The following is a 20132-nucleotide window of genomic DNA, read 5'->3' on the forward strand; positions in this document are numbered from 1 at the left end:
TGATGAAAGATCCTTTTCCGGGAAGAGGAATAAAAAAGGCTGGAGTAAACAGATTTCAACAGATAAAGAAAAGAAGCAGATGTTTAAGAGTTTGCTTCAAACGATCAGTCGCATTCTTTAACTGAACTCGTACTGTACTAACAGTCAAACCCATATTATCGGCAATTACATCCACGGTTTTGCCGGCATAGAAATACTCTTCAAAAACAATCCTGCACTTTGCAGGTAATTGATTTACCGCTAAACGTATCTCTTCTTCCGTCTGGCGCATTTCTACATATTGTAATGGAACCGGAGTCGATTGGATATAATTTTCCTGAAAAGCCAACATTTGTTCTTTGTGTTCATCCAAAACATTTTGCTGACTCCTTTGTGCCCGAATGTAATTGAGACACCCGTTCTGAACAGAACGTACTAAATAATAATGAATCGGATACGATAAGGTATCCCGCCTATTCCAGATATTAATAAAAACATCATCTACAATTTCTGCACCGGCCTCTTTATCGACCAGGTAACATAAAGCAACGGCATTCAAGTAGCTATAATAAGTACTGAACAATTCAGAAAAAGCCTTTTCCGAACCTTTTCTGATTTGTTCTATTATATCTTCATTTATACGGCTTATATTCATAATACATCTCCTTGTCGCTTTTTCATCTATATTAGTTCATGAAGAACTATGGAATAGTTATTGTTCGATTTCTTTAATAATCAGGGAGGAATGTAATATGAATGATAATGTTTTAATTTTTTCGCAAAACGTGAACGTATTGATTCTTATAGATATTAAAAATTGAAAAGGGACATAGTTCTTCATGAACTATGTATTTTTAGAGGTTTCATATCCCTTTTCTGCGACAAATATAATATTTATTCACTCACTTTGATGTGTATTTACAAAAACGGAAGGAAGTTTCCTCACGGAAACTTCCCTCCTCCTTGGTGTGTCTAATCAATTATGTTAAAAAATAGGATTTAATCTTATTGTCGATATTACTATAAAGTGATTGGTGTTCCATTATAGAAGTCAAGGATCTTGGTACGGAAGATAAAGTTGTACTTGGCCTGTGTCTGTTCAGCCAGACTCTGCGCATACTTCGTCTTTGCTTCGCTGTATTCAAATACGGTACTTTTTCCTGCACCATACCGTTCTTCAGCATATGAGAACGCCACCTTGCTTGCATCGACTGATTTATCGGAAGAGATGTATTTCTCCTGTGCTGCCGTCGCATTATAATAAGCCTGTTGAATCTCCTTATAAAGTGATTTTTTGCTGTTTTCCATCATTAACTCACGATTAGTTATGGAAAGACGGGCGGTACGGACGCTGTTACGTACCTGGAAACGGTTGAAGATCGGAATACTCAGACTTAAACCGATTGATTTCTGCCCGTTATTCTTCAATTGATCACTGAACGGAGCGTTATTATAATCGCCGTCACCGAAATTATGATAGTAACCGGTACTGTAACCGGCACTTAAATTCAGTTTCGGATAATATCCCGCCTGGGCTATACGGAGCGCTTTCTTCTGGCTCTCCAGCAGATACTGCTGTTCCTTGATCTGCGGTTTGAATGTCACGGCATGATCATAGACCTGGTCAGGAGGAATGATACTACTCATGTAACGTTCAATGGCATCACCGTTTTCCGGTTCCAGCACATCGAAGTTTTCACCGGCACGTTCCAATTCCAGACTTTGTGCCAGATCCAGTAAAGCCAGTTTCACATTGTTCTGCGATTCTGTCAATGTGACTTCATCTTTTGCCAATTGGGCTTTCATATCGTATAACTGGGAAACAGGGATTTTACCGGCATTATAGAGTGCCTCGGTTTTTGTCACCTGCTCAGAGCTCAGATCTACCTGCAATTGGGCAATCTTCAACATTTCCTTATTATAAAGAACTTGCAGATAGTAAGAAGCCACATTAATAGACAAGTCCTCCTTTGCCTTATTCAAAGTCTCGATAGATGCTTTCAGGTCCAGCTTGCGGGCAGCAATATCGTTCGGTATTTTCAAACCGTCGAAGATAGGCATGCTCAATTGAATACCGGCTGTCGTATTGGCCGAGTTACGGTCTACGATCAAACCATCTTTCGATTCGGAGCGGCCGAAACCAAAGTTTTCCCCCACACTGGCATTCACACTGGGCAACCAACTATATTTACTGGTGTGTAAGTCCACTTCACGGCTTTTCTGTTCCAATTCCTTTTGTTTCAGATCTATATTGTTCTCGATAGCGTACCGGATACATTCCTCCAACGACCATTGCTTTGCCGCTTCCTGTGCCCCGACGGGCAGACAGAAAAGGAATGAGGCCAGCGCTACGGATGATATGATTTGTTTCATCGCTTATTCGTTTTTATTTCTATTACTTATTAGCAGCTACAATACCACCACGAATCTTGTCACCTTCAGACAAACCTTCTTTCACTTCGATCTTGATACCGTCAGACAAACCGACCGTAACAGCACGTTTCTCAAATAATTGTTCCGGCTTTTCCTGTTTTACAATCTGTACGAAAGTAGAGTCTCCGCTGAATTCAACACAACTTTCAGGAACGGTCAGGACATCGGTCGCACGTTTCAGCACGATCTCGGCATTGGCACTGTAACCGGCACGGATAAAGGCATCTTCCGGCATCTGAACGGCCGCTTTGATCTCGAACAGGACGGCACCGTTTTCTTCCACTCCTTTCGGAGCTACATATTCCAGGGTGGCATCAAACGTACGGCTATCCAAAGCACCGACTGTCAGTTTGATAGGCATGCCTTCATGGATACGTCCTACTTCTGTTTCATCCACTTTTCCCCTGAAGATCATATTGTTCATATCGGCTACGGAAGCAATTGTCGTACCGTCATTGAATGTATTCGACTGGATCACCGAGTTTCCGACTTTAATAGGAACATCCAGAATCATACCGGTAATGGTAGAACGAACCTGTGTCGTACTGGACGATGCCGATTTACGTGAAATACCTTCACGGATAATCTCCAATGCATCCTGTGCATTTTCTGCTTCTTCCTGAGCTTTCTTATAATTAGCCAGTGAGGTTTCATAGTCCTCTTTGGATATGACTCCTTGCTTGTGCAGATCTTCATCCCGTTTGTAGGTAGCTTCTATCTGCTCCAGACTGATCTTCGCCACACGGACACGCGATTCAGCACTGTTCAGCTGAACCATTTCAGGGATTACCTTGATCTTTGCAATAATCTCGCCTTCCTTCACCATCTGACCGGCTTCCTTCAGCAATTCGGAGATGATACCGGACATCTGCGGTTTGATAAGTACCTCATCACGCGGTTCTACCTTTCCTGTCGCCACAGTCTTTGTCTCTACCGAGTCGCGTTTGGGAGTTACCACTTCATACATGGTGATGACAGGTTGTGCTTTTTTCCACAAGAAGTAGAAAGTGCCGACCACGGCGGCTCCCACCAATACTAAAAAGATGATTCGCAGGATTTTCTTAACGATACGATTCTTCATAACTATCTTAATTTTCAATTTCCAATTTATAATATTCAATTCCCCTTATTCTTCTCTGATAGCATCAATAGCCTTAATCTGCATGGCTCGCCAGGCCGGAATCAATCCAGCCATAAGTCCGCTGATAAGTAAAACAACGGTTGCGGCAACGGCGGCTCCGATATGTATTTCCGGATTACTGAAGAAAGTGCCCTGAGAATCTGCCGATCCGCTGCTTGCCAATAAATTATTAGCTACATCCAACAGAAAAACTCCGCAACTTAACCCCATCAGTCCGGCCAAAGCCGTAAGCAACAAACTCTCACTCATGATCTGGGATATAATATCGAACGGCTTAGCCCCGATTGCACGGCGTACACCAATCTCGCGGGTACGTTCTTTTACCGTCACCATCATAATGTTACTGACCCCAATGATACCAGCCAGCAAAGTACCCATTCCAACCAACCATACCAGAATATTGATCCCGGTAAATAGTGTTTCAAAACTATCGAATTGCTTGGCAATCGTAAAACTGCTGACGGCTTGCGGGTCGGTAGGCGATATTTCATTTTGTGATTTCAAAACATCCGTTATATCTTCCACCATCCTGTCGCATGAATAACCGTCATCGGCGGTTGCGCACAGGAACCAGAACTTATCCCCCTGGTTGGCCACCTGCTGTAAGGTAGTAAAAGGCAACATGATACTTTCCTCCGTACGTCCTCCGATCTGTACACGTGGCTTAGGTTTCACAACGCCCACGACCTGATAGTAAATGCCATTTACACGGATATACTCTCCGATCGGATCTTCACCGGGAGTGAACAACACTTCGCGCACAATACTACCGATCAGGCAAACCTTACGTTTTTCTTTTACGTCTACCTCATTCAGTAAACGCCCTTCCAGTACGTGCTGCGTTTCTATATTAAAATATTCGGAATGTACACCGCGCACATTATAAGTACCGGCTTTCTGTCCTCTCACCACATTATTTTGTCCGCCCCATGACATAGCCATCGGCGACAAATAACGCACACCTTTCACACGGTTACGGATTGTTTCCAGGTCACGGTTACGCATCTGCCAGTAACGTCCTTTCTTGTAGCCTTTATAAGGCTCGCCGGTACGTTCGGAAAAGAAAAAAGCTGAATTAGTAGCGAAACCATTCACATTCTTCCATACTCCGTTCTTGAAGCCGGTACCCGACCCTAACAGGATAACAAGCATCAGGATTCCCCAAAACACCCCGAACCCGGTCAAGAGGCTTCTGGTCTTGTTGCGGGTGATAGTCACCCATATCTCTACCCAACGGTCTATATCGAACATATCTATCTGTATTTATTCGTTTCTCATGGCTTCGATAGCCGTAATTTTCACTGCTTTACGAGCCGGAAAATAACCGGCCAGCACTCCTGCAGCAACAATAAGCAACGTTGACATCAAAGCTACGGTCAGGTCGACCGTAGGATTCAAAAAGGTACTCATATCATCGCTGGAAGAGGCTTGTCCCATCTTGGCATTTTCCATAATGAAGTTAATGCCTTCTGTCAGTCCAACTCCGGCAATCATGCCGACATAACCGAAGACGGCCGTTATCAGGATAGACTCTACGATGATCAGTTTCAGTATGGAAAAAGGAGTTGCTCCAATCGCCTTACGGATACCAAACTCGCGGGTTCGTTCCCGAACAGTAATCAACATGATATTACTGACTCCCACAATACCTGCGGCCAAAGTTCCGATACCGATTATCCAGATAAACAGAGCTATACCATTCAACATCCCGTTAAACATGGCAAAATCTTCAATCGTGCTCCACATACCGATTGCCCGCAGATCTTCCGGATCAAACATATGCCGTTTCCCCATCTGCTGACGGAAACGTTTCTCAAATGCTTCGTATTCCTCTTTGGTATTAATACCATCCAGGGAGAAAATAATATTATCCAACCCATAACCGGAGCGGTAAAGTTGCTGTGCCGTAGAGAAAGGAATATAAGCCGGAGCATTATTATTGTTGTCCTCATCCGTATAAACTCCGACCACCTGATAAGGTACATCGCCAGCATTCACATATTTTCCTAACGGATCCTCCGAACGGAAAAGCACTTCTTTTATACGGGGACTTATAACTATCACTTTTCTTTTCTGAAGTATATCTACTTCATTAATAAAACGCCCGTTACCAACCGTCATTTTAATCTTGTCGATGATAGCTTTATCCGGATGTACCCCCTGTAAAGAATAAGAGTTATATTCTTCTTTATACGAAAGCGTATCGCTTTGGTAAAGGACACCTGATACCAGGTTCACTTCGGGATTCTGCTGTCTCAAGGCCACCAAGTCATCATCTTTATATTCGATCCGTCGGTTGGTCTGCATCCCTTTATAGGGTTTGCTGGCATAACGAGGCCATGTCTCCACACGGTTCCCCGCCCAACGGTCAAAGTTGTGCATGATACCATTCTTCAGTCCGTTGCCAGCTCCCAGCAAAACGATCAGCATGAAGATCCCCCATGCTACGGAAAAGCCGGTAAGGAACGTACGGAGCTTATTCTTTTGAATCGTACTCCATATTTCCCGGAAATTATCAAAGTCGAACATATCCTTCTCCTTTTTCGATGTTTTCTATCAGGCCATCCTTTACACGGATAATCTTTTCGGTCGCATTGGCTACGGATTGCTCGTGAGTCACGATAATCATAGTCATACCTTCTTTATTTACATTACGCAGAAGTTCCATTACTTCGACCGTCGTTTTACTGTCGAGTGCACCGGTCGGCTCATCAGCCAGAATCACCTGCGGTTTAGCAATCAGGGCACGGGCAATGGCTACACGTTGTTTCTGCCCGCCCGACATTTCGTTAGGCATATGTTCCGCCCAGTCTTTCAGTCCGACCATATCCAGATATTCCATTGCCATCGCATTCCGTTTCTTGCGGTTTATACCCTGATAATAGAGTGGCAAGGCGACATTCTCCACCGCATTCTTGAAAGAGATCAGATTAAATGACTGGAAAATGAAACCGATCATCTGGTTACGAAGTTCAGCTGCACGGCTTTCGCTGAGGTTCTGAATCAATTGTCCGTTTAAATGATAGGTACCAGTATCGTAAGTATCCAAAATCCCCAGTATGTTCAATAGCGTCGATTTCCCCGAACCGGATGCCCCCATAATGGAAACCATCTCTCCTTTTTCGATCTCCAGGTCTATGCCTTTCAAGACATGCAGCGGAGCACCATTGAAATACGTTTTGTTAATTCCTTTCAGCTGAATCATCATATTTGTCATTACTTTTCTTTATTAGACGTACACTTTGTAAAAAATGTTACACATTTAAGAAACTTTTTTACCCTCTGACGCAACAAATATATATTTATATAAGATACCTTGTATCACAAGGTACTGATTTTTACAAGATATTAACTATCGTTTTGTTATCAGATAAACACAAATAATCAAGGAATGCTTACTAAATAAACCGACAACTACGAAATATACTGCATTGCCCCATTCATTTTATTTATAAATTCATCAAATAAAATAGCAGGGAATAACCAAAAACAATATTACATTTGCAAACTATACTTACACTACCTACAAGACTAACCCACAATATGTTATCAATTTTATACAGTTATGTAAGTTATTGTCGACAGCTATCAGCAATATTACTTATAGTTATTAACAAAATTACCGATAGCTATCAACAACATTACTGACAGCTATCGACAATCAGTTTGTTCGGCAGAAAACCAAAACCAGTATCCTATATTATTTACATTCGTACGGTAACTATTATCTGTTTCATTCATCCTTTTGTATATTTGTATCGCCAAAAACAACTTAATCACACCGTATCATGTTTTATTTACATGAAAATAAAAGAATACAGTATGAGACTTACATATATTTATCACAGTGGCTTTGCGATCGAAACAGAAGGATATACTATCCTGATCGATTATTTTAAAGATACGGGGAAAACACCGGATACGGGATTTGTTCACGATGAACTGCTCCGACGCGCGGGTACATTATATATATTATCCTCCCATTTCCATCCGGATCATTTCAACCCGGACGTCCTGAAATGGAAAGAGATTAAGTCGGATATCAAATATATTTTCTCCAAAGATATTCTGAAACGCCGCCGGGCGACAGCCGAAGATGCTGTTTACCTTAAGAAAGGGGACGTTTTTGAAGATGAAAATATCCGTATCCGGGCATTCGGTTCGACTGATGTAGGCATTTCTTTCCTGATAGAAGCGGAAGGCAAACTGCTGTTTCATGCCGGCGACCTGAATAACTGGCACTGGAAAGACGAATCGACACCACAGGAAGTGGCTAAAGCCGAAGGCGATTATTTGCGGGAACTGGATATACTGGCTCAGGCAACCGGACATCTGCATCTCGCCATGTTTCCGGTCGATCCGCGTATCGGAACTGATTTTATGCGGGGAGCGGAACAGTTTGTCGACCGGATAAAGACTGACGTTTTAGTCCCTATGCACTTTTGGGAACATCCCGCCGAAGTAGTAGCATTCGGCCCTTATGCCGAATCGAAGGGATGCCGTTATATCCTGTTGTCCTATCCCGGAGAAAGCACTGATTTTTAATTTATAAAGAAAACAAGTATGGAAATCAAAAGTAGATTTGATCATTTCAACATCAACGTCCTCGACCTCGAAAGAAGCATTGCTTTCTATAACAAAGCGCTGGGTCTGAAGGAACATCACCGCAAGGAAGCAGCCGACGGCTCTTTCGTTCTCGTTTACCTGACAGACGACCAGACAGGTTTCCTGCTGGAATTGACCTGGCTGAAAGACCGTAACGAGCCGTACGAACTGGGAGATAACGAAAGCCATCTCTGTTTTCGTGTAGCCGGCGATTACGACGAAGTACGCAAATTCCATAAGGAAATGGATTGCGTATGTTACGAAAATACCGCCATGGGATTGTATTTCATTAACGACCCGGACGATTACTGGATCGAAATACTACCGGCTAAATAAAAAAGGCAATACCTTAACCAAAATTGTATCAGCTCTTCACCGGCAATACAATTTTGGTTAACCCGTCATCGAAAGGTTCCTCTTTCCGCCGGTAATAAAATTCATAGGCCGTACCTTCCGGCTCGTATCCTTTCTGCATCATCCAGAAAGTCATCTCGCCATATAAATAATTAATTTCTTCGTAATCGCCTTTAAATAAACAATGCACGACTTTGGATTGCGGTATTACGCGTGACCGGACGTTTTCGTCTCCTTCCATCAGGCAGGACACAGGGAAACAGATTTCCACATCCAGGTCATATATATCCATATTCAGATAATCGTAGTAAATGATAAAAGGCACATCCGTCATATATTTCCCTGTTTTCCGGAGAAGGGCCAGTGCATCCTGACGTTTTCGGGCAAGCGTCCACTCTAAATCCTTGTAACTGACTTTCGTACGGGTCGATAAAACAGGTTGTTCCGCCCGGACCATAAGCCGTATGTCTGAAACCTGTGGCATAGTGTTATTCATTAATGGGTTAAGAATCTACCAAATATAAAAAAAACACCTAAAGAACGGTTGTCACCGGAGAGAAAAAAGTTGAAAATGACGTATTTTGATCCGGCTATTAAGTAAAGTTACATTTATTGTCACATTTGAAAACTGATACTATTCAGCATTTTTTTTAATAAAATCATTGCAGCTAAGCATATTCCTCTTATATTTGCTATCCAGAAAGACTCATTATTAATCATAAATATAAAATCATGGAGAAGCCTTATGTAGTAGGTATTGATATAGGTGGTACCAATACTGTTTTCGGCGTAGTAGATGCAAGAGGAACAATCTTGTACAGTGGATCAATCAAAACTGGTAAATATACTGATATAGAAGAATATGTTGCGGAACTGGGACAAGGTCTTTTATCAGTAATCGACCAGGCCGGAGGTCCGGATAAGATCAAAGGTGTCGGCGTAGGAGCTCCTAACGGTAACTTCTTCAACGGTTGTATCGAATTTGCCCCGAACCTTCCATGGAAAGGTAAAATACCTTTGGCACAGTTGATCAGCGAACAAATCGGCGGTATTCCCGTTGCATTGACTAACGACGCCAATGCTGCAGCAATCGGTGAAATGACTTACGGAGCAGCACGTGGTATGAAAGATTTTATCGTTATCACTCTGGGAACAGGTGTAGGTAGCGGTATCGTTATCGGAGGTAATCTGGTTTACGGACATGACGGTTTTGCCGGTGAGTTGGGACACGTGATTATGCGTCGTAACAATGGCCGTCCTTGCGGTTGCGGTCGTCAGGGATGCCTTGAAACATATGCATCCGCTACCGGTGTAGCACGTACAGCCCGTGAATACCTCGAAATCCGCAAAGACGAAAGTCTGTTGCGCGATCTGGATCCGGATGAAATCACTTCAAAAGATGTATTCGATGCAGCCATGAAGAATGATAAACTGGCACTTGAAATCTTCGAATTTACAGGAAATATCCTGGGTGAAGCTTTTGCTGATGCTGTTGCATTCTCCAGCCCGGAAGCCATTATTCTGTTCGGTGGTCTTACCAAGGCAGGCGATCTGATCATGAATCCGATCAAACGTTCTATGGACAAGAACATGCTGAAGGTTTACGAAGGTAAAACAAAACTTCTTTTCTCTCAATTGAAAGAAAGCGATGCTGCCGTATTGGGAGCCAGCGCTTTGGGTTGGGAAGTGAAAGAGTAATCGTATTCACTGGGGTTCTGCCCCGGATCAAGGGCGGCCTGAGGTCGCCCTTCTTTTTTATATATCACTTAATTATCAGAGACATGAACCATCCTTTGCATCAATTTATCTATTGCCCCAAATGTGGAGCCAACACTTTCATCGAACGTAATGAAAAAGCGAAACAGTGTACGACATGCGGTTTCGTATACTATTTCAATCCTTCTTCGGCAGTAGCCTGTTTCATCCGAAATACCGCCGGAGAGATTCTACTGGTGCGCCGGGCTAAAGAACCTGCCAAAGGGACGCTCGACCTGCCGGGCGGATTCGTCGATATGTTCGAATCAGCAGAAGATGCGGCACACCGCGAAGTAAAAGAAGAAACGGGACTGGATATTACCGAATGCCGTTATCTTTTTTCCATTCCTAATTTATATATGTATTGCGGTTTCGAAGTGCACACGGTAGATATGTTCTTTGAATGCCATGTAAAGGATTTCATAGGTGTCCATGCGGAAGATGATGCCGCCGAAATCGTTATCGTGAAAAAAGAAGAGTTGAAAGCGGAAGAGTTTGGATTGATGTCAATAAAGAAGGCTATTAGACTTTACAAAGAAAACAACTGTTAACTTCCATCGATTCATCTATCAATTGACAATTAGAGGACGGAATATTCCGTCCTTCTTATTTTCTGTGTTACAATTTTTATACCACATCCTGTTTATTAGATTTTTTTCAAAAAAAGAGGATATATAATCATAAAAAACATCATAGTTCTAAAAGAACTCCATACTAAATATTCGGCACAAATGTATTAATAATTTATTACATACTGTTATTTTACGTCAACAAAAGAAGGATTATGCTTTATTTTTAACATTTACAATAACAAGGTATATATAAATACCACTCTATACCTTAACGTAAACTTCACCCTTTGATTACACTCATATTGTATATTTTAATAGAATCATAAACTAGTTGGTTTAGTGTAATATCCCCCTAGATTATTTAAGCAATATTTATTAATAGGACGAAAAGTAACAAATAGAACACTTGAAAAAACAATCTTATAAAAAAAGTTTTTTAACTCTACTTAACCATGGTAATACTGTTGATAATTATAGTCTTTTTATTCTTGTTTCAACATAGTTCTTTTAGAACTAAGATCAAAAACATCAATAAACGTCAAATCTAAAGTAACTCCACTAACACTAGTATTATTATAAATAAACTCATTAATTATGTTGAAACACTTCAAACCTGTCAGCTTAATTCTTGTCGCAGGAGCAATAACACTTCCTACAAGTGTATATGCCAATTTAGCGCCAGAAAAGCAAGAAACCGCTATTACCCAACAAAGTGGTAAAGTAAGTGGTGTTGTAGAAGATGATTTCGGACCTGTTGCCGGAGCGTCAGTAGTGATCAAAGGAACCACCCACGGTAGTATTACCGATATGGATGGTAAATTCAACCTGGAAGGAGTAAAAAACGGAGACATTATCCAGATTTCTTTTATCGGATATGCTACTCAGGAAGTCACCTACACAGGCCAGTCTTCATTAAACATTAAACTAGCAGAAGACACTCAGAAGCTGGACGAAGTAGTCGTAACAGCTTTGGGTATCAAGAAAGATGCCAAGAAATTAGGTTATGCCGTAAGTACTGTTTCTTCAGAAGAATTGACAAGAACCGGAGGTACAACTTTAGCTACCGGTCTATATGGTAAAGCTGCCGGTGTTAGTATCCAGTCTGCTCCCGGTGGCGGTACATCAGCTGTTTCTATCTCAGTACGTGGTCTTTCTTCAATTACGGGTAACACACAACCTTTAATCATCATGGACGGTGTTCCCATCCGTAATGGTAATGCTAACAAAGACGGTTATTGGACGAACCAACGTATTGAATCAAACGGTATGGTTGATATCAACCCTGAAGATATCGAAAACATCTCTATCTTAAAAGGTGCAGCCGCTTCTGCTTTGTATGGTTCGGAAGCAGCCAACGGTGTTGTGATGATCACTACGAAAAAAGCAAAGAACGGTACAGGCACTCACGTCGACTTCAGTGCAAACGTAAGTTTCGATAAAGTTGCTTATATGCCCGAAATTCAAAAAGAATATGGCCCCGGGTATGATAACTATGTACTCGGAATGAATGACCAATCGGCTTTGACCGGTTTTCGTAATCTTCGTGTAGACCGCAATGGTAATCCGATTACAACAACAAACCGTGAAACTTATTACTCTTGGGGTGCAAAATATGACGCAAACAAGTCTGTTACTTATTTCGATGGCAACGAGCGTGCATTTACACCAATTGACCATAATCAATGGAACGACATCTTCCGCACAGGTGTTAATCAGACATACAACTTGTCTATGACTAACAGCTCTGAGCGTAACAATGTCCGTTTATCTTATACGTTCAACGATGCAAAATCCATGCAGTTGAATTCCAATAACCACAAGCATAACTTCAATTTGAGTGGAGCTTATGACATTACAAAGAATCTTAAATTAAATTATTCAGCTACTTATCAGAACCAGTTCATCAAGAACCGTGCATATCGTATCAGTCGTTTAGTGACAAACTATTCAGGTATGTTCAGTGGCTTCACTGATGTGGCTTACATCCGCGACCATACAGTAACTAGCTTAGGCTACCAGAATAGTATTTATGCTGGCAACGGTGGTACACCTAATACACTAACTCCAGACGAGCAGTTCCTTTATACTCCAATGGGGTCTACCTCCTTGATGTCTGAATATTTCTGGAATATTTTAGGTAAGGTTCAGGAAGAAGAACACCAACGTTTTATCGGATCAGTGAACCCTACTTGGGAAATTATTCCGGGCTTAACATTAAGTGGACGTTTGGCTACCGACCTCACAATTGACAAAATCGAGAATAAGAACAATACGGAGAATGCCCATGTCTTTTCTACCAACGGTCAATATAGCGATTCTTATGGTTTGAAAAACAACCGCTATTCAATCGTGTATAGTGATATCATGTTGATGTTCGACAAAACATTTGCCGATGTTCATAACATTACAGCCAACTTAGGATGGAATGCCCGTCAGGAATCTTTCTACGAATCATCCGTAAGTACTTCACAAGGTTTAACACAAGAAAACTGGTTCCATCTGAATGCATCAGTAGGTACCAAGAATGCATCTATGACAAAAAGAGATCTTCTAAAGACCGGTGCATTCTTAACTGCTAGTTACGGATATAACAACTGGGGATTTTTGGAAGGATCTATCCGCCAAGAAAAGACTTCTACTTTAAGACATGGCAACAATTCATTCTGGTATCCGTCAGTCAGTGCAAGTTTATTGTATACAGAACTGTTGGGTGACAAGAATCCGTCATGGTGGAATTATGGTAAAATACGTTTATCATATGGTATCGTTGGTAACGCTCCTGAAATTTACCGTGCTAACTTAGCCTTCGAACAAGGATCTTTGACACGCAACAATGTATATACTTATAATACAATTCCAAGTTCTATCGGTAACGAAAGTATTAAACCGGAAACAAAACATGAGATTGAAGTTGGTATTGAAAACAAATTCCTGAACAACCGTTTGGGTATGGAATTCAACTTCTATACAAATACAATCAAAGACCAGATTCTTCCGGCTACTGCTGCTACATCTATGGGAGCAAACAGTATGTTGATGAACGTAGGTGAACTTGCCAATAAGGGTATTGAATTGAATGTATACGGTACTCCGATCGAAAACAAAGACTGGAAATGGGATTTACGTGCCAACGTAGCCTGGAACAAAAATACAGTGAAGAAGCTAGTTGACGGTCTTGACGTCCTAAGCCATGTTAACATCGACGGTGGTGCAGCCACACTTGAATCTCATGTAGGAGAAGCAATGGGTGACTGGTACACTTATACTTGGAAAACAGACGAAAACGGCAACAGAATCGTAGGCGAAAACGGTTTGTATATCACAGACACATCCGAAAGACACAAGGTAGGCAATGCCATGCCTAAGGTAACCGGAGGTTTTGGTACCAGCCTGAGCTATAAGAACTTCACTCTTGACATGGCATTCGACTTCCGTTTTGGCGGTTGCTTGATCAACCAGCCTTGGCAATATATGAAGTCCGTAGGTAATATTACAGATGCTATTGGCGTTCGTGATCATGAAACAGGTGGTATATTCTATTATAGCGAAACAGACAATTTAGCCGACAAGGGTTCTATTCGCGTAGTCAATGCTGGTGAAATGGCCAACTACAAACGCGGTGAAACCATGATCAACGGCCATTATGTATGGGACAACGGTTTGATCCTTCCGGGTGTAAAAGAAGACGGTACTCCAAATGACATCATAGTGACTCAATTTGAAGCTAATGACGGTAGCTATGGCTGGGGAACAAGCGCTACAATGACATATCAGGAAGCTATCCAGAAAAATAGCTATATCAAATGTCGTGAAATCAGTTTAGGTTATACTTTACCGGTAAATTTAACTAACAAATTTGCTTGCAGCAGATTGACTGTTTCCGGTTTCGTTCGCAACCCATTCTATGTTTACCGCACATTGAAGTTGTTCGATTCTGAAACCACCGATGGTACAGACTGGATCAGCCAGTCACAAATTGGTGGCTCTACGGCAAGTGCTCGTACATTCGGTTTCTCTGTCCGTGCCAGCTTCTAATATTATAATTCATTGAAATCATATTAAAACAAAGAATCAATTTTATGAAAAAGATAATTTCATTAGCATTAACCGGGCTTACACTTATGTCGGTCACGTCATGTTCAAATGCTGACTACGACGATAAGTACACAGATCCATCTAAAACGTCCACAGTGGCTGTACCTCAGGTATTCACAGGAGTCATGCAAGCTGGGAATACATGGATGAACCCGATCTATTATCGTCATTACATACAAACAACTACCTCCGGCCTTTTCTCTGGCATCATCGGTAATGACAACTCACGTGGACGTTTCATGGGGGCAGGCGAAGGCCGTTATGACGACCGCTGGAAAGAATTTTACACCATGTTAACTCAACACCGTGTATTGGAACATACATACAACAATTTAGAAGAAAGTGTGAAGTCTTCTAACATTGTATTCTATTATTTGAGCCGTACACTTGTTGAAGCGCAGCTTCATGAAATGCTGTCAGTATTCGGGGATGTCCCTTTCAATGGTGCAGGTACACTGTGGAGAGATGGCGATTATAATGCAGCCAAGAAAAAATGTGTTTATGATGATGACGTAACGCTTTACAAACAAATCCTTGCAGACTTAAAAGAAGTAGGCGACTATTTTGCTAATGGTAATGTGGATGCAACAGGTCTTACAGCATTATCTCGTCAAGACTATACAGTAGCAGCCGGCAATGCAACACAATGGCAAAAATATGCCAACTCCCTTCGTTTGCGTATTGCACTTCATTTGTCTACCGGCGGTGATTGTGTATCCGAGGCACATGCTGCTATTGCTGAGATCCTAAACAATCCGACTAAATATCCGCTTATCGACAATAATCAAGAAAACATGGGTGTTACAGCCGATACTCAAACAGATAAATTCAACTTTGGTAAAAGTCTGTCACAAGCACTTCATGGTAATGGCGGTGCCACTCAGAATGTTTTAAATGTCATGAATCTTCCGGCAAACGGAATTCCAGATGCAAATACCGACCCGCGTATTGCAGCCATGTATGATTGCAATCCTGACGGTGAATATATTGCTTACGATATTCGTATGACAAATGCCGAAATTACCAATTTGAATGATCAGAAAAAACAGGAATATGCCCAAAAAGGTCTTATGACTTCAAACTATTTTAATAAAATAGACTCATTAGCTGTAGCAGGTTGGGCTGAATATCAAGGCAATGAAAACCTCTTCGGTTTGTGGTTGAGTGCCGCAGAAGTAAGTTTCAGCAAAGCGGAAGCTTATCTGATGGGATATGGTGTTGCTGCAAACGCAGATTTGGCAAAAAGCAACTTCATCACTGGTGTGGAACAATCTTGCGAATACTACTGGGATCAAAAAGAAAGTTCATCATTGGCTAAGGAAGGCAACGACAGTTATTATGGTTACCGCGAGTTGGTCCGTCCAAGCACAACTGATATTACAGCTTATGCTGAAAAGATCTGGAAACCGACACAGGAAGCTATTTGCACACAGCTTTGGTTAAACTTCGGCTATTTGGATAAATTAGGAGCATGGAATGTGGTACGTCGTACAGGTTATCCGACTATTTCATTTGCTACTGACGACCAGGTAACAAACTATCCGACTCCTCCTAACCGTTTGCCTTATCCAAACGATGAGTTGACTTACAACAGCGAAAACTGCCAGGCAGCTATCGCCAAAAACTACGAAGAGCCAAGTGGTTATTACACCAACCTCTTCTGGGCCAAGAAGACTTATTATAAGATGATTAAATAAAACAAGAACAAAAAATACTCCACATAATTATATAAAACATAATTGATGGTAAATGTGGAAACCGAAATCGCCCCGAAGTGATTCGCGGCGGTTTTATTTTTATGATCCCTCCCACCCACCAAGCGCAAAACGCCCCCTCCAGCCAAAAATGTGTTCACGGAAAACCAGTTAAATATACACAAATATCCTTATCGATTTTAACACAAAAATCGCCGTTTTACCTCCGTATTAGCTCCGTTGAACCTCCGTTAAAGGTCCGTTTAACCTCCACTCCCTAGGATCGGTGTTAAAATGGAGGTAAAACTTTAACAAAAGGGGCCTTCAAGGACGGTTTATGTTAACGCGATTTTAACACATTTTTTCAGGTGCTGTTATAAGGAGTGTAGGGATATTCCCCTTTTTTAGCAAGCAAGCATATAAATCGGTGTTTTTTATGTAAGTTTGCAACTTAGAACTAACAGAGACTGTTTATTATCTGTATATTAAAGCGAAGGAGCGATGAAAAGAATACTTATTCCACTGTGCCTGGTGGTAGGAAGTCATGTGGCTAGCGGGCAACGGTCGTACCAGTTTGAGGCACCGGACCGTTTGTTCATAGAAGGTAAAGAATTGTTTAGTTTAAAGAACTATCCGGGTTGTATCGATAAGTTGGAAGCCTACAAACAGCATTCGAAAGATGCCGACCTGATCCAGGAAGCTGACTATATGATCGTATATGCAGCTTATGAACAGGGACGTCCCAATGCCGACGAACTATTGAAAGATTATCTGGAAGATTATCCGGCTTCACGCCATAGCGATGAAGTGAATTTCCTGATCGGTTCCATTCATTTCGAACGCGGGGAATACCAGAAAGCTATTTTCTGGTTCAACGAATCGGATATAGACATGCTCAGTCCGGAGCAACAGGAGGCTTACAGCTTCCGGCTGGCCTATTCATTATTGCAGACCGGCGAGATGGATAAGGCACGCGGATATTTTTCGCGGATACAGCAAATCGGTACCAAGTACCGTGAAGCGTCGACCTATTATGTGGCCTATATCGATTATGCAACCGGCAAATACAATAACGCGTTGGTAGAGTTCAGCCGCCTGAAAGAGATGCCGGATTACCGCGAGCAATCCTTGTACTATATTACACAGATCTATTTCATACAGAATAAATATGAAAAGGTAGTGAGCGAAGGGGAAGAACTTCTCTCCTCCTATCCGAACAGCAAGAATAACAGCGAAGTGTACCGTATTCTGGGTAATTCTTATTACCATTTGGGCAACCAGGATAAGGCGAGCAACATGTTGAGCAAATATGTATCGTCGACCGACAGCCCGTTAAGAGGTGATTTGTACATTCTGGGTGTTTGCTATTTCAATAAAGGGAATTACAGCAGTGCCGTAAACGCCTTGTCGCAGACAGTACGCGAAAACGACGCACTCTCGCAGAATGCCTACCTCTACCTCGGGCAGTCTTACCTGAAACTGAAAGACAAGAACAATGCCCGTATGGCTTTCGAGGCTGCGGCAACCTCTTCATTCGACAAACAGATTCAGGAAGTAGCCATGTTCAACTATGCATTGCTGATCCATGAAACGGCCTTTACCGGATTCGGCGAATCTGTTACGATCTTCGAAGATTTCCTGAATGATTTCCCGAACTCTCAATATGCCGACAAAGTAAACGACTACCTGGTGGAAGTCTACCTGACAACCAAGAACTACCAGGCAGCCCTCAACTCTATCAATAAGATCAATCATCCGAGCACCAAGATACTGGAAGCCAAACAGGACATTCTGTTCCAGCTGGGAACGCAGGCTTTCACCAACATGAAGCTGGATGAAGCAGTCGACCTGTTCTCGAAGGCTATCAACCTGGGTTCTTATAATATGGAATCGCGCAATGACGCTTATTTCTGGCGCGGCGAATCCTATTATCGCAAAGGAGATTATCGCCAGGCTATTTCAGATTACCGTACTTATCTGAACAACACCCGCCAGCGGAATACGGATATGTACGCACTGGCCCATTATAACCTGGGATATTGTTATTTCAAACTCAAAGAATACGGAGAGGCACAAAACCGTTTCCGCCAGTATATCAATCTGGAAAACAACCAGCAGGCACCGGCATTGGCAGATGCCTACAACCGTATCGGCGACTGCCTGTACCAGAATCGCCAGTTCGCACAGGCTGAAGAAAACTATACACATGCCGCCCAATTGCAACCGTCTGCCGGCGACTATTCCGTTTACCAGAAAGGCTTCCTGCTGGGTTTGCAGAAAGATTACCGGGGTAAGATCAGCGCGATGGATCGCCTGCTCCGCGATTATCCGGAATCACAATATGTGGACGATGCGTTGTTCGAAAAAGGACGTACCTATGTATTGCTTGAAAACAGTTCACAAGCTGCACAGGCATTCGAGACATTGATACAGCAGTTCCCGCAAAGCAGCCTTGCCCGTAAAGCCGGCATCCAGTTAGGATTGCTTTACTTCAATGACAACCAACCCGAAAAAGCAGCTACAGCCTATAAGCAAGTGATCAGCAATTATCCGGGTAGCGAAGAAGCCAGAGTGGCTTTACAAGACTTAAAGTCGGTTTACATCGACCTGAACGACATCAATTCGTATGCCAACTACGTCAACTCACTGGGTGGAAATATCCGTCTGGAAGTCGGCGAACAGGATTCGCTTACCTATATTGCCGCCGAGAAACTCTTCAACCGTGGCAACAACGAAGAAGCACGCCGCAGCCTGATCAACTATTTGCAGACCTTCCCCGAAGGCGCTTTCAGTTCGAATGCGAACTATTATCTGGGAAGCATCGCCTTTAGCAAGAAAGAATACGACGAAGCACTTCAGCGTTTCAAATCAGTTATTGAGAGCGGAGATACCAAATTCCTTGAAGAATCGGTGGCCCGCACGGCAGAAATGCAATACCTCACTCAGGACTTCCCTGCTGCGCTGGAAAGCTTCAAGCGCTTACAGATCATAGCCGAAAATCCGGAGAACAAGCAAGCTGCCCGTTTAGGCATCATGCGTTGTGCTTTACAGACCGGACAACAGGAGGAAGCTCAACTGGCAGCCAACGAATTGCTGAAAGATCCGAAACTGTCACCCGAAGTGGAAGCCGAAGCCCGCTATATCCGTGCTAAAGCCTATATCGACCACAAACAGCCGGCTAAAGCCGTCGAAGACCTGACAATTCTCAGCAAAGACACCCGTACAGTACACGGTGCCGAAGCCAAATACCTGCTGGCCCAGTACTTCTACGATACCAACGACGATAAGAATGCGGAAAAGATCCTGGAAGACTTCGCCAAGAACGGCACGCCTCACCAGTACTGGCTGGCACGCGGTTTCATCCTTTGGGCCGATATTTATATCCGCCAGGGCGACGACCTTCAGGCACGTGCTTATCTGAACAACCTGAAGAACAACTATAAGGGTGATGACGAAATCGCCGCTATGATTGAGGACAGATTAGGTAAACTAAAGCAATAATAG

The 20132-nt window shown here is 42.5% G+C and carries 14 protein-coding genes; 7 read left to right on the forward strand and 7 right to left on the reverse strand.

What is annotated here, in order from left to right; translation table 11 throughout:
- Nucleotides 1-55: 55 nt before the first annotated feature.
- The 6 genes from K6V26_RS17400 to K6V26_RS17425 all read right to left on the reverse strand — a co-directional run bounded on the left by K6V26_RS17400 (nucleotide 56) and on the right by K6V26_RS17425 (nucleotide 6758).
- Nucleotides 56-634 (reverse strand): RNA polymerase sigma-70 factor, encoded by a 579-nt coding sequence (locus K6V26_RS17400; protein ID WP_195437253.1) that lies wholly within the window; start codon nucleotides 632-634, stop codon nucleotides 56-58.
- Nucleotides 635-999: 365 nt separating this feature from the next.
- Nucleotides 1000-2352, reverse strand: coding sequence for a TolC family protein (locus K6V26_RS17405; protein ID WP_224263435.1), 1353 nt, complete (start codon nucleotides 2350-2352; stop codon nucleotides 1000-1002).
- A 22-nt stretch (nucleotides 2353-2374) separates the two neighbouring features.
- Nucleotides 2375-3493 carry an efflux RND transporter periplasmic adaptor subunit gene (locus K6V26_RS17410; RefSeq protein WP_007654793.1) on the reverse strand — a complete coding sequence of 373 codons (1119 nt, stop codon included), beginning with the start codon at nucleotides 3491-3493 and terminating at the stop codon, nucleotides 2375-2377.
- A gap of 45 nt (nucleotides 3494-3538) precedes the next feature.
- The gene (locus K6V26_RS17415) at nucleotides 3539-4804 is read right to left on the reverse strand and encodes an ABC transporter permease (RefSeq protein WP_007654795.1); all 1266 of its coding nucleotides are present in this window, start codon (nucleotides 4802-4804) and stop codon (nucleotides 3539-3541) included.
- 12 nt (nucleotides 4805-4816) lie between these two features.
- Nucleotides 4817-6082 (reverse strand): ABC transporter permease, encoded by a 1266-nt coding sequence (locus K6V26_RS17420; RefSeq protein WP_195584265.1) that lies wholly within the window; start codon nucleotides 6080-6082, stop codon nucleotides 4817-4819.
- On the reverse strand, nucleotides 6069-6758 hold the full coding sequence (locus tag K6V26_RS17425) for an ABC transporter ATP-binding protein (RefSeq protein WP_122328426.1): 690 nt from the start codon (nucleotides 6756-6758) through the stop codon (nucleotides 6069-6071). Before K6V26_RS17425 ends, K6V26_RS17420 begins: the two co-directional genes overlap by 14 nt.
- Nucleotides 6759-7375: 617 nt before the next feature.
- Here K6V26_RS17425 and K6V26_RS17430 point away from each other — a divergent pair.
- Both K6V26_RS17430 and K6V26_RS17435 read left to right on the forward strand, forming a co-directional pair.
- Nucleotides 7376-8098 carry an MBL fold metallo-hydrolase gene (locus K6V26_RS17430; RefSeq protein WP_195584263.1) on the forward strand — a complete coding sequence of 241 codons (723 nt, stop codon included), beginning with the start codon at nucleotides 7376-7378 and terminating at the stop codon, nucleotides 8096-8098.
- An 18-nt stretch (nucleotides 8099-8116) separates the two neighbouring features.
- Nucleotides 8117-8494 carry a VOC family protein gene (locus K6V26_RS17435; RefSeq protein WP_007654808.1) on the forward strand — a complete coding sequence of 126 codons (378 nt, stop codon included), beginning with the start codon at nucleotides 8117-8119 and terminating at the stop codon, nucleotides 8492-8494.
- Nucleotides 8495-8522: 28 nt separating this feature from the next.
- On the opposite strand, the gene K6V26_RS17440 is transcribed toward K6V26_RS17435, so the two are convergent.
- Nucleotides 8523-8996 carry a GyrI-like domain-containing protein gene (locus K6V26_RS17440; RefSeq protein ID WP_224263436.1) on the reverse strand — a complete coding sequence of 158 codons (474 nt, stop codon included), beginning with the start codon at nucleotides 8994-8996 and terminating at the stop codon, nucleotides 8523-8525.
- A gap of 248 nt (nucleotides 8997-9244) precedes the next feature.
- Between K6V26_RS17440 and K6V26_RS17445 the strand changes: the two genes are divergently transcribed.
- The 5 genes from K6V26_RS17445 to K6V26_RS17465 all read left to right on the forward strand — a co-directional run bounded on the left by K6V26_RS17445 (nucleotide 9245) and on the right by K6V26_RS17465 (nucleotide 20129).
- Nucleotides 9245-10210: an ROK family protein gene (locus K6V26_RS17445; protein ID WP_007654811.1), complete on the forward strand. Its 966-nt coding sequence runs from the start codon at nucleotides 9245-9247 to the stop codon at nucleotides 10208-10210.
- Nucleotides 10211-10293: 83 nt separating this feature from the next.
- The gene (locus K6V26_RS17450) at nucleotides 10294-10818 is read left to right on the forward strand and encodes an NUDIX domain-containing protein (RefSeq protein ID WP_046145332.1); all 525 of its coding nucleotides are present in this window, start codon (nucleotides 10294-10296) and stop codon (nucleotides 10816-10818) included.
- 615 nt (nucleotides 10819-11433) lie between these two features.
- Nucleotides 11434-14874 carry a SusC/RagA family TonB-linked outer membrane protein gene (locus K6V26_RS17455; protein ID WP_224263437.1) on the forward strand — a complete coding sequence of 1147 codons (3441 nt, stop codon included), beginning with the start codon at nucleotides 11434-11436 and terminating at the stop codon, nucleotides 14872-14874.
- 44 nt (nucleotides 14875-14918) lie between these two features.
- Nucleotides 14919-16631 carry a SusD/RagB family nutrient-binding outer membrane lipoprotein gene (locus K6V26_RS17460; RefSeq protein ID WP_224263438.1) on the forward strand — a complete coding sequence of 571 codons (1713 nt, stop codon included), beginning with the start codon at nucleotides 14919-14921 and terminating at the stop codon, nucleotides 16629-16631.
- A gap of 498 nt (nucleotides 16632-17129) precedes the next feature.
- Complete coding sequence (locus tag K6V26_RS17465) at nucleotides 17130-20129, forward strand: tetratricopeptide repeat protein (protein WP_195584259.1); 3000 nt, start codon at nucleotides 17130-17132, stop codon at nucleotides 20127-20129.
- Nucleotides 20130-20132 lie beyond the last annotated feature (3 nt).

It is taken from the genome of Parabacteroides goldsteinii (assembly GCF_020091425.1).
In the GTDB taxonomy this organism is placed as follows: domain Bacteria; phylum Bacteroidota; class Bacteroidia; order Bacteroidales; family Tannerellaceae; genus Parabacteroides; species Parabacteroides goldsteinii.

Excerpts from the sequence above, each read along its gene's own strand:
- K6V26_RS17400 (WP_195437253.1), bottom strand. The coding sequence starts at position 634 with ATGAATATAAGCCGTATAAATGAAGATATAATAGAACAAATCAGAAAA.
- K6V26_RS17405 (WP_224263435.1), bottom strand. The coding sequence starts at position 2,352 with ATGAAACAAATCATATCATCCGTAGCGCTGGCCTCATTCCTTTTCTGT.
- K6V26_RS17410 (WP_007654793.1), bottom strand. The coding sequence starts at position 3,493 with ATGAAGAATCGTATCGTTAAGAAAATCCTGCGAATCATCTTTTTAGTA.
- K6V26_RS17415 (WP_007654795.1), bottom strand. The coding sequence starts at position 4,804 with ATGTTCGATATAGACCGTTGGGTAGAGATATGGGTGACTATCACCCGC.
- K6V26_RS17420 (WP_195584265.1), bottom strand. The coding sequence starts at position 6,082 with ATGTTCGACTTTGATAATTTCCGGGAAATATGGAGTACGATTCAAAAG.
- K6V26_RS17425 (WP_122328426.1), bottom strand. The coding sequence starts at position 6,758 with ATGATTCAGCTGAAAGGAATTAACAAAACGTATTTCAATGGTGCTCCG.
- K6V26_RS17430 (WP_195584263.1), top strand. The coding sequence starts at position 7,376 with ATGAGACTTACATATATTTATCACAGTGGCTTTGCGATCGAAACAGAA.
- K6V26_RS17435 (WP_007654808.1), top strand. The coding sequence starts at position 8,117 with ATGGAAATCAAAAGTAGATTTGATCATTTCAACATCAACGTCCTCGAC.
- K6V26_RS17440 (WP_224263436.1), bottom strand. The coding sequence starts at position 8,996 with ATGCCACAGGTTTCAGACATACGGCTTATGGTCCGGGCGGAACAACCT.
- K6V26_RS17445 (WP_007654811.1), top strand. The coding sequence starts at position 9,245 with ATGGAGAAGCCTTATGTAGTAGGTATTGATATAGGTGGTACCAATACT.
- K6V26_RS17450 (WP_046145332.1), top strand. The coding sequence starts at position 10,294 with ATGAACCATCCTTTGCATCAATTTATCTATTGCCCCAAATGTGGAGCC.
- K6V26_RS17455 (WP_224263437.1), top strand. The coding sequence starts at position 11,434 with ATGTTGAAACACTTCAAACCTGTCAGCTTAATTCTTGTCGCAGGAGCA.
- K6V26_RS17460 (WP_224263438.1), top strand. The coding sequence starts at position 14,919 with ATGAAAAAGATAATTTCATTAGCATTAACCGGGCTTACACTTATGTCG.
- K6V26_RS17465 (WP_195584259.1), top strand. The coding sequence starts at position 17,130 with ATGAAAAGAATACTTATTCCACTGTGCCTGGTGGTAGGAAGTCATGTG.